4 protein-coding genes are annotated in these 12294 nt (G+C 38.6%); all 4 read right to left on the bottom strand.

Annotated features, from left to right (window positions below):
* Window positions 1–232: 232 nt before the first annotated feature.
* Window positions 233–490, bottom strand: a complete 258-nt coding sequence (locus ACXAGS_RS00350; protein ID WP_474903586.1) for a response regulator transcription factor — start codon at window positions 488–490, stop codon at window positions 233–235.
* 249 nt (window positions 491–739) lie between these two features.
* The gene (locus ACXAGS_RS00345) at window positions 740–2524 is read right to left on the bottom strand and encodes a hypothetical protein (protein WP_474903584.1); all 1785 of its coding nucleotides are present in this window, start codon (window positions 2522–2524) and stop codon (window positions 740–742) included.
* 851 nt (window positions 2525–3375) lie between these two features.
* Window positions 3376–4293: a PorP/SprF family type IX secretion system membrane protein gene (locus ACXAGS_RS00340; protein ID WP_474903583.1), complete on the bottom strand. Its 918-nt coding sequence runs from the start codon at window positions 4291–4293 to the stop codon at window positions 3376–3378.
* 3 nt (window positions 4294–4296) lie between these two features.
* Window positions 4297–12021 carry a T9SS type B sorting domain-containing protein gene (locus ACXAGS_RS00335; RefSeq protein WP_474903581.1) on the bottom strand — a complete coding sequence of 2575 codons (7725 nt, stop codon included), beginning with the start codon at window positions 12019–12021 and terminating at the stop codon, window positions 4297–4299.
* Window positions 12022–12294 lie beyond the last annotated feature (273 nt).

Genomic DNA, 12294 nt, shown 5'->3' with positions numbered 1-12294 from the left:
GCTAGTTCTGCTCACAGGAATGCTCTTCGGTCTTAATAAATCCGTCCGCGTAAGCGATTATAAAACAATAGATATTTGACTTGATCTATGTAATTTTATTTATGGTTTAATAATCCCGAATACAAAAAGTCATATGATCTGCATGACACAACGCATAAAAAAATTCGATCAAAAAGATTGGCTTGTTATGGAAAATCGCTAATATTCAAAAATATCAAGTTGGTACATTATGTTATGATTGAACGAATACTGAAGACTTATTCATATTAACAATATTTTCTATAGATTTATCAAATAGTTGCTTGGTAAAGGGTTTAGCAAGGAAGTCTTCACACCCCATTTCCCTAGCATGAATAGCATAATCAGTTTGGGTAGAACTCGTAATGATATGCATTTTCTCATTAAACATTTCCACAAAAGAAAGTCCGTTCATCCCAGGCATTTCAATATCTGTCAGAACTGTAACATTATTGGATTTCTGAAGATACACTCAAGCATCGTAAGAATCATTAAAAGTAATTACTGACTTAACAAAAGGGTTTGATTTGGCTAATTTCAAAGCTATGGATTCCCACATAATTGAATCATCCACAATCACTAAATCAATTTTCATAAAGAATTATAGTTAATGGTTTTTTATATACACAACGTTGTTCGCTAATTATTTAATATCGAAAATTGATAAGATGTTCGAGTAATCTTTGGCCTGTATGGAACACCCAAACATTATTCTAAATTACTATTGCTTTATCAAATGCGGCTCTTCTAATAAATCATCTATAAAAGAATCATAGTATTCCGTAGCATGGTAGAAGTTACCCATACTTGGCGAATAGTTCCATGTTTTGGTTTGAGTCACTTTAATCGTTTCGTAGTCAAATCCAGCCGCTGGATAATCTTCATGTCTGGAGGCCATAACAAGTGCCTCAACGGCCTGCCATCTTGGACCGTAAACATCTAGCATTCTAACGGCAACAATTAGAGGTAAAGTACCTTGGTTTATAGGGTAATATTGAGGATGGTGATGGGGATTGAAGGTGCTCCAGCTAGATGTCCAACCCAAATTCCTTACAGGAGGTCTACTATTCGTACTCCCTCCTATTGACCAATAGGGGTTACCAACATGCAATTCATAGGGCGGTTCAAAACTAACAACATCTCCTACGGAAAATATGGAAATATCATCTACTTCAATTTTAAATGTGTTATATCCCTCCCTACGGGTAGATGACTGCCCAGAGGTAATTGTTGCAACTTCATTATCTTGGTCTATCACGAGAAGGCCGTCACCAACAAACCAATAGGGATCATATACATCAGAAGTTAACGTCATTACATTCCCTTCAATTGCCAAGATTTCCCTTTCTTTATAGGTGAATGGCCATTTTGTGTTGTTATGCCGCTTGCAGGTTGCTAAAAGTTCCTCGGTCATAATAAAAGGTTGAATACCTGCATTGCAGTTCTCATAATTAAGCCAATTCCTTGCTATTTCGTCCCTTCCTGTAGCTTTAAGCGCATATACTATAGCTATTTGAGCGAATTGATTATGACCGCCCCCGTTGTCCCAAGTGTTTTCAAACCCATCCTCGATTATTGGATCAGCGGCATCCAGACCATGACGTATCATCCAAGCCAAGATTTCTTTCCGGTCCTCTAAGGAAGTAGCCGGATCATGTATATACATGGCCGCAAATGCAAAGGTAGGTACCAAAAACTGCGAATATCCCTTATTAAGGTAACCAGATCGCATACTCATACCTGGTGCTATAAAAGGCTCATATCCGTACACATTATGATCGGCATCTATCATCCTAATCGTGGGGTAATCTTGGCAGAATATTGATTTAATATCTTCAATTGACGGAACCGGTCCATTTATAGGTTGCGTAGGCAGCTCCGAAATAAGCGCATCTAAATCTATATTATATGAAACGCGGGGACTTGTCGCCAAAGGCGACCTTATCGGTGCCGGGCTAAAATAAGTATCAGGATCGGATGGCAACTCTGAAACGCAATTTATTACCATATATTCGATCTTGGCATTTCTAGGTTCATTTTCTCCATAAATAGAGCCCGCTACTATTGCCACGTCTCCCGGTTGCAGCGTTATGGGCAATTGTTCTCCAAGGGAAGCGTCATAATAGGGCAACCTATCATCCCAGCCATGCTTTCCATACCGGACCAAGTTAATACTTACCCCATCCCTGCCAAGAAATTCTTGCGGAGTGGATAGTGCCGTTATGGTTACCGGACCAACCACCGTAGCTCTTTCATCTGCGCCATAAATTACCGGGGCTTTTGTTTCAAGACTAACTTCAATTCCAGCTTTACTCGACAACACCAGCTCTTCTATTATTTCACTATCTAGTGCCAAAGAATCAATAATTATTTCCTTATTTCCATTATCATTGTACATGTTATAAAATTCCTTGTCCGCGGTACAATTGGTTAACCAAATAACAGAAAAAACGATTATTGGAAAATACCACTTATAGATTTTATTTTTTGTAAAAGAAGGTTTCATAAGATTTTGGTATATAAAAAAATGTATTTTTCTTAAAATTCAACTATTATAAATTCTTAATGTCTACTGTGATAATGTTTTTTATTACAGGTTTGCATCCATGTCAAGAATTGATAAACTTTTTTTCTCAAGACACCCAATTGCACTTACAATTCTGTTAGTATCAATACCTTGTAAAATAATATTCTCCATGGGAGATTTGGCTTTTTTTTTAGATAAATATTGATTATACACATCACTACCCCGCGAATCTGTTTGGGATTCAATTTTATTGATAATAGATAAATTCGTTCATAATGTCCACTAAGTTGTCCAATTCTTCAGCAGCATCCTTCCCTACATTCTACTTGTCAAAATCAAAATGTATCATTTCAGTTTTTGTATTCTTGATTCAACTTTTCAAATGGCTATTATTTTTCCGGGGGCTTCATGGCCACTTCCACATCGACTGTTTCATTTAAACCGTGCTAACATCCAATTTCTGTTTTACAAATTTGTCTCTTTTTAGTTTTTTGCCATAATTACTTCTAGTAAAAAACATGGTTTTATTATCGAGAGTAAGCATTACCGAATCTTGATGATATTTTGAATTTATATTCTTGGAGGATTTAACGGCATTTTTAAAGTCATCCTTTTCCTCTTCATTTTTGCAACATATAAATCCAAATAGGGTTGATTATTCCATTTATTTGTTCTTTTTGTAAAAATTGAGGAATCTCGCAAAGAGGAAAATACCACTTTTCTTGGACTTACTGCCCCATAATTAAAATCATCAGTTTATTGGGTTCCCAACAATATGGAACCAAGCATAAAGAATGCGATTGTTGGTTTTCTCATGGTCCTTTTATGCTTTAAAAATATCTAGGAGACTTGATTCCTCCTACTATTGATATTAATCGATATCGTAAAAAGATTTCGTGTGTACCGGCGCTAAAGTTGCCTAAATCGCTAGTGGTGAAATCATACGAATATCCTACATCCCATTTAGGGGTTATTTGTAGGCCAAAAATACCGGCAACTGAATCTTCCAATCTATAATTTACACCTATGTTGAATTTTTCATGGATTAGAAAATTGGCGGAAATATCTAGGGAAATAGGGGCTCCAGCAACTTGTTTGGCAAAAATTGAGGGTTTAAATTTAAGAGACTCATTCAGTCTAAATACGTAGCCTGCAATAAAATTTAAATGCATTCTTTCGTCTGTCTTACGCTGTATTTCCCTGTCGAAATGCTCAGAAGGATATATATTGGGTATAGAAAATCCAAAATAGGCGTTTCTTGTATAATAGAATACTCCAAGACCCACAGAAGGAAGCACTTTACCACTAATATTTTCGCTATATGCCACATCATTATCTTCTTGGCGAATTCCTTTTGAAAAGTCTAGACTAAAAAAACGGACTCCAGCCTTTAATCCCAGCCCAAGTTTGTGTCCCTTCCCATTCATCATTAACTGGTGGGCATAGTTGGCATCCACATAGGTTTCCGAAGCGGGGCCCCATCTATCCTGTATAATGGAGAGGCCCAAGGCATCAGCGAACCCAACTGGACTGTCCAGGCCAATGGTTAACGTCTCGGGAGCTCCCTCTATTCCCTGCCATTGATTTCTATATAATGAAACCATTGTAAGATGGCCTTTAGAACCAGTATAACCTGCGTTTACGGTCATAGGGTTATATTGATACTGTGTATACTGTGGATCTTGTTGTGAAAACGAAAGATTTGACCAAAGTATAATAGATATGATTATGATGTACGTTTTTTTCATTTTCTATCTGCTTATATATAACCAACCAGCTTTTGAAGGTGTTACACCATCATTAAGGTTTAAAGTATAATAGTATGTCCCTATTGGTAATTTCTCAGATGCGTCTATGGTTACCTTGTGGGTAGATGTTCCATCCCATGAGTTGTCATAGCCTTTCATTTGGAAAACTAATATTCCCCACCTATTATAAACACTTAATAAGTTATCTGGATATTGATTTATACATTCTATGTAAAAAACCTCATTGGTTCCATCGCCATTAGGTGAGAACTCATTATAAGCTGTAAGGCATTCCTCCTTTGTAACCTCAATGGTTACCTCACTTGTATCGTTTATAGGGTTGCCATCAATTTGGTCTATAAAGGATAATATGGCCACATTGGTATAATCATCAATTTCTGTTACATTAGTTGTTAACCTTAATGTCGCCATGACCCTAGGTTCTAAGGTAGGAAGTTCCCATATCCCTGCGTCTGAATCATAATTTCCTATATCCACGGTAAAATCAACTAACGTAAATCCTGCAGGTAAAACCTCCTCAATTCCAACGTTTGTTATTGAGTAAACTCCATTATTTTTAGCAGTTATTGTAAAAATTATTTCATCCCCTACGGCTGCCTGAATGACACTGGCTGTTTTTAAAATTTCCAAGTCAACTACAATGTCTTCATCCCTATAATCCGATTCATTGTCCAAATCAGAATTTGGCAAATTGTTCAAAGGATCGTCTATCTCATCATTTACATCCAAATCAATAACTTCTTGTCCTTCAAAGCCATCATCCAAGCCATCATTATCTTTATCGGATCCAATATAAACCACGTCGGCTATACCATCCATATCGTGGTCATGAGCTTCTAGGTTATCCGGCAACCCATCATTGTCACTATCAAGATCTAAATAGTCTGGAGTTCCATCTTGGTCAGTATCCACTGGGGTAATTCCAAGAATTCCGTTATTTTCATAGATGTCATCCAATCCGTTAGTGTTAGTATCCGTTAGAGAAGGCGGCAAATAGCCATTTGTAGTTTGACCTTCCACATTGTCAGGAATACCGTCATCATCGCTATCGATATCCAAATAGTTAGGAACTCCATCGCCATCGGAATCTGTTGGGTTCGTAGATGGGTCAAAATCTCCGTCAGTATTAGCATCTTCTAGACTATCAATAATACCGTCATCATCGGAATCTATATCAGAATCATTATCTAAAATACTTCCTATTGCCGTATCACTATAGTCCGATACTGTGCCCGCATCTATACTTGCTATTGATAGGGTAAAATCTTCTGTGTTTTCTATAGCCACATCTTCAAAAGTTTCTATGGAGAAAGTATTGGTAGTACTTCCGGCTGGAATTGTTACTTGTATTGAATTTGAATCATAATCCGTGTCATCGGCAGACCTGTTTGTCTTTAGTATTGTTACAGTAATATCTTCGTTAGGGCAGGTTACTGATGACAGATTTACATTAAATACCATGTCATCACCTTCAATTGCGCTACTGTCTTCAATAGTTATCACTGGCGTTTCACCAACCGTAAGTATCGCCTCGTCGGAAGTATCCAATCCACATACAAAGGTAGTATTGGATATCTGCACCCTATATCTGTTGCCATCTTCAGAAACAGTTGGATCTGTAATAGTAATGGTATTTGATGATGTACCACTATAAATTCCGGTATCTGTAAGGTCTATCCAGTTGGTCCCATCGAACACTTGCCATTGATAGTTGTCTACGTTCAAAGCATCTATGGATAGACTATAACTTCCACTTGTGCAGGCCTGGATATCTAAGGGCTGCGTGTTTATAAATGGCATGGCGCCTGCTTCACGATAATCATATATAGAATTGGTGTTCAAATCCGCGAGAACGCTATATCCATCAGGTCCAGAAGTTACAACACCAAAGGTGTCAATGGTTACCGGATTGTTTCCTAAAACCCCGTTCGCATCACCGTCTGTGTACCCTGCTTCCAAAACATCGTTACATCCATCGTTGTCTGAATCCAATTCAAAATTGTCAATAATACCATCCCCGTCAGAATCTTGAACTGTGTAATTGATCGTACCGCTATCAGGAGAAGATTGGACAATATCAGGAATACCATCATTGCTAACATTTCCATTGACCATTCCATTGGTCTGGGGTGCATCATGCCCAGCTTCTACGGCATCATAAATTCCGTCATTATCAGAATCTAGGTCCAAATGATTTGGCACGCCATCTAAATCTATGTCAAGGTTTGGTTGTATTTGACTGTCATCATTACCTATAGTCGGATTTGTATCATTATCATCTATGTAATAAGGCACGCCATCGCCATCTGAATCGGAGTCTGGATCAATCCCATTCGACTCTAGGATATCCGGTATCCCATCATTATCATCATCCAAATCTATCACATCAGGTATTCCGTCACCATCGTGGTCTACACTGTCATCAATGGCATCCCTAAAATCAACATCTCCGCCGGTAGTGGCATCATTATCAACATCTGGCAACACCACTGGAGTACCTAGAGGGTTATCGACGGTACCGCCCACGTCCGAATAATCCGGAGCTGCATCGGTGGCATCGTCCAAGCCATCGTTGTCCGCATCATTGTTTGTCAATATTATTTGTGCTTCGGCAGTATCATCCCCGCCTTCATTATCACTATCCAAATCCAAATAATCCGGATTGTCCGTTCCATCCGTATTTATTGGGGTAATACCACCTAGGTAAGCACTGTTCACACCATTGTTTGCCGTGTATGTGCCAGCATCATCTGGGTTTGGGACTATGTAGCCCGTTGTGGTCTGTGCCTCCACATTGTCTGGAATACCATCATTGTCCGCGTCTAAATCAATAATATCGGCTATACCGTCTCCATCAAAATCCGTAGGATTTGTATATGGATCATTATCGTTATCGGAGTTCAAATCTTCAGTTGAATCTAAAATTCCATCATTATCATCATCTAAATCAATGTAATCCGGAACTCCATCTCCATCAGTATCAGGAGCATTTACCGGTACTATGAAGTTAAGTTCGTTGCAATGACAGTTATTGTTTGAGGGAGCAAATGATATGTACAATTCTGTGGGGTTTGTGCAATACCCTAAGGTTATAAAGTTGTCAGTTATTGTTACTGAACTGCCTGAGGTTATGATTTGGCCCGTTGACCCATTATAGATCGGTGAACCATTTGGGGTGCCAGCACCATCCGTACAATACACTTCGTATGCCGTATTGATCGGCAAGTCTTCGGACCCTGTATTTTCCAATACAAAGGATAAAGAATATTCCGCATTGTTTGAGGTGATAGTATATTCAAAAGAAGCACTGCTAGAAGTTCCGTCATGGCCTATTATAGCTTTTTCTATTGCAACCTCCTCATATGTGTCGCCTACAGGCACATCATAGGAACCACATGAAATGCCACCGCAACTAAGCGTATTGATAGTCACGAAATTATAAACTTCAATTCGGTCATTTGGGCTACAGGTAGTGGTAGTATTCGTTGGTGTAACATCAAAGGTATAATCAATAATATCACCGTTATTAGCCCCAGAAGGCATATTCAATAGTATTTCCTGATGGTCTCCCACTACGGTGACAGAATTAAAAGTTGCAGCAAATGAACTTGTGGATGAAAATGAGTTGGCTTCATAAGTTAGGCCATCTGGCAGAACAATTCTTGCATAATCCATGGTTCCCGTAGGACCACCAACAATAGTACTTGATACGGAAACAGTTTCTGTTGTACAACCTAAAAATGTACCGCTATTAGGAAGTGTAATGGTAGATACTGCATCATAATAAGGCTCTGCCCCATTAATAATTATTGAATTTGTACTTAACTGGCTATTATTACCGGTAGCGGGGCTGCCACAAGGATTGTTCCCGATTGCTGAAAAGGTTATTGCGGTGTTGGAAGCAAAATCACAGGTTACTTCCAAATCAATATAGATATTGGCAATTTGGTCTTCAATTAAAGCCGAATTAATGGCCCCCATTAACCCATTATTTGAATTGATATCGGTATCTTCTCCTAAATTTAGTGTTATTGTATTTCCGCTTGTTGCAAATGTAACCATCTCCAATAACGAACCCCTTGGGTATTCTACCGCAACATTATTAACCGTTAAATAGGTAGCGTCAAAAGGCAGGTTGATGGTAACGTAGGGGTCTATAAGGTTGGCATTGCCCGCATTTCTCAACTCTAGGTCAATATCAAACTGTGTACACATATCTACTGGACCGGCCGGTTCGTTCAAAATTGCGAATTGAAGAACCGCGTCTCTTGGTTCCAGTCTTAGGGTATATGGGTCTATGTATGTTGTAGTAGAAAAGTCCGGTGGGTACGAAGAACAACTCCATGAATGGTCCACTTGAAAATCAAATGGCGAACATTGGGTATAATCCACATCAAATCTTATTTTTTTGCAGGTATTTATGCCAGAAGTAAATTGTTCCGTTTGTATAAAAGAGTGAGTGGAATTTGACGTAAAAGTGAGGTCAGTTTCTACGCCCCCGCTAACCTCATAAGCTCTGGTAATTGTAAAATTACTTCCATTGGCAATCCGCAACCAGGTAAAATCAATAGCTGTTTGGCTGTCTAAACAATAATCAACTTCAAAAGTGGCCCCTACATTATCCCCTATAATAACTGGGGATATCGAAGATATATTAAATTCCGGTTGCGTATATTCAAAATTATTGGTGCCACTATTGTTTATGATTTCCGGCTCAGCAGAATCAGGATACCTTGTATATTCATAAGACCAATCCCAAGTGCTTACAGGTGGGCTATCTACCGTTCCTCTTATGCCAACGTTGACTCGGGGATAAAATAATCCTTCCACATCACGTTCTCTGTGATTGGTATCTGGGGTAATAGTTATAGTATTGCCAAGTTGTGTCCACACCACATCGTTCGTACTACTTGGGTAGGTTTGCGTATTTACATCCCCGTAAAATTCTGACCCGGTGGGCAGGGTAACACTAATAGAGGACCATTCCATCAAATTCCTATATTCGTTGGGAAACGGATCATAGCTCCCTAAACTTCTTAAACCAACTATAAATTCCAAATTTGTAGTCCCGCAGTCGGCAGCCGTTATGGGATTTCTAGCCGAAATATACATGTCCGGTCTAAAATAAGAGACCTGATCGCCAATTGCATTGCAATATTGGGGCGTATTAAAAGTGTCATTATAATAAAACTCCCCGTAAAAATTCTCTAAATTGAATAGGCTTAAAGTTGTTGGTATCTCATTTAAGCGTAAGTGTAATTCCAGTGATATCTCGTCTTCTTCAGGAGCTCCCAAACCTATAGGTTCTCCGTATTGATAGGTAGGACTTACTAAAGTTCTATAGGAACTTAAATCTATCTGCATTTGATAGTTATTTCCCCCTAAGGAAACAATGTTAACATCTGTATTATTTATGGCGCCGCTTTGGGTACCGGATGAAAGATCATTGATTTCTATATTACCGGTAATAAATCGAAACAAGTCTTCATCTCCTGCATCAATGCTTTCCGTTTCAAAATTTAGGTTAAAGAAAAGGTTATCTGTTGTAGTATTTTTAAGTACCGCTTGTGTTCTTATAACCATATCGTCCTTGAACATGTAAGTGTCAAGGTTATGCAGATTGGGATCTGGGGTTATCTGGGTGGTTTTGTCATCTGATGTATATCCAAGGGATTCTCTCTCAGACTCAAAATAATTCATAGATACCCCATTGCAGCCTGTTGTACACTGCATACGAATGTTTGAGAAAGTAGCGCAATGTATATCTTCTGTAAAACAAGAAGAGGTAAATGTACTGGTGTAATTGAAAGAAGCGGTTGATCCTCCGGTATAAGTTCCACAATCTAGGATCAAGGGAAATGAAGTTACTTCATTTAAGTTTCTAACATCACCCGAATCTAATTGATCTGTTGTATAAACAATTTCATTGGGGCCCACTTGGGTAAAACCCGCGGGAGTTCCATCAAGTAATACACCAGTTGGAACATTAAGGGTTACGGTAATATAGGTAGATGGGTCATTTGAGAATAATTCAATACCATTACACACAGGTCTACCAAGAGAAGAATTGGTGCTTAAATTCATTCTGCTGGTCACATCAAAATTAAAGGGTTGCCCAGGAAACATATCTCCGGGAAAATTTGTAAGAGGCGTACCCCTGTTCAAGGTAGTTCTATGTGAATCACGGGTACCGGCCCCAAGTTCTACGTTACATTGGTTGTAGGCAAATGCCTCGGTGATGACATCTATACTTCGTACATAAGTAAAACCGCTATCGGTGCAACTGGCGGTTCTTGGAACCGCAATTACATCATAGGTAATTTCGGTAGTGCTACCTGCAGCTAAATCATCGAAAAACCCATCCCCGTCCAAGTCTTCCAGACCACCTGGACCATCAGGGTCGGTATTAAAGAAATCTTCTGGAATGTAAAAAGAACCTGCTCCGTAAGTTACACCAAGATTTTGCGGTCTAATATTTGGTGTAAAACCGGTCCCACCAATTGTGAAATTGGACATCTGTTTAGACGTATCATCCGTGCGATCGTTTCCATATAGCGGATTATCTATAGATGAAGTAGTCCTATTTAAGTTGCGGTCGCCAAAACCAGAATTGATATTGACATCATAAGCTGCGGCACTTGCTGAAGTGTTGGCAATTTGCATGGTATATGTATGCCCACCGTTTAGCTCAAAAGTTTGTATATACCCTATTTCATTAACCTCAATAACCGGTTCTGTTTCATCTACAATGACTTGACCGGTAATAGGCTCCAACAATTGACAGGTTTCCATTGGGTTACAGCCCCAAGTAGGTTGATGTGAAATATTAGTATCTCCACAGCTGGTCACAGTAAACTGTTCTGTAAGTTGTATGGTCTCATTCTCAAAAATGGCATCTCCATCACCAATGTTACCAGCAAAAGGAGCTTGGTTGAGGTCTATAGTATAGGTATACATAGTACCAGAAACATTTGATGGCGTCAAAGGAGTACCATTAAAAGACAAATTGTAAGAAGTAAGGTTGGCACCTATGGTTACATTATGTTCAATTTCACTAACATTTCCATTTCCAGAATTGGTGATGTCGAGTGTTCTGGAAAGTGTCTGGCCAACTGTGGCGTTTACATCTGCGTAATTTAAAACGGCAATATAGGCACGTCTTAGCTCGTATGAATTAATTGTAGGGTCTGTATCTGAAACGGATTGTGCGCCGTTATTGTCGTTATAAGTTATGGTATGGGCATCTTTAAAAAGCCCTCCGGAATAAGAATATACAACCGCATCGCAATTTGCTGTTTTTCTAAACCTGAATCTTACTCGGTCTGCTACGGCCCAATTAACATCTCCAGGTCTTTCTATTCTAAAGATGGGTTGATTTAAATTGGATATATCAACTTCCGATAATGTAAAATCTGAAGAACCTTGTTGTAGGGTTATACTTGCTGAACCCGTTACATAGTCAACCCCATCTGGAAGGTCAAAGGCAATTTCAAAGTTATTGGTAAGATTTGTTTTTGCCAATACATCTACAAAGCTTAGCCCATCATTGGTTCCTCCACAAGGTCCCATATCTTGTGAAGTTAAATCAACACGATATCTGTTATTGTTAATTTGGGCATTACTAGAGATTGTCCAAATAAAAACTAACAAAGAAATTATCAGCTTATAGGCTAAAGATATTTTATAACGTACGTTAAACGAATACATAAACTATTGGTAGATGGATTTGAAGGCAAAACAGAAGCATACCCCAAATCTTTAATATTGTGTAAGTAATAACGCTTAGGACGCCAATAGCATGTAGCGGGTATGGTATAATGTTGTGAACGTCTTGAAAAATGTGGTTAATTGGATATTTCGGAAGACATTATTTCGATATAGCCTTATTATTTCCAGCCTTTTTGACTTAAGAGATAGTGGGGGATATTCGGGTATGAATGAAAAACATTACTTTTAATATAAGAATTTCATTACAACTAT

The organism is Croceivirga sp. ABH4_376 (assembly GCF_056160685.1).
The sequence above is the reverse complement of the archived record's forward strand: the minus strand, read 5'-3'. Positions and strand labels throughout refer to the sequence as shown.

Bases quoted from the DNA above. Each gene is read 5' to 3' on its own strand.
- ACXAGS_RS00345 (WP_474903584.1), bottom strand. From the start codon at position 2,524: ATGAAACCTTCTTTTACAAAAAATAAAATCTATAAGTGGTATTTTCCA.
- ACXAGS_RS00340 (WP_474903583.1), bottom strand. From the start codon at position 4,293: ATGAAAAAAACGTACATCATAATCATATCTATTATACTTTGGTCAAAT.
- ACXAGS_RS00335 (WP_474903581.1), bottom strand. From the start codon at position 12,021: ATGTATTCGTTTAACGTACGTTATAAAATATCTTTAGCCTATAAGCTG.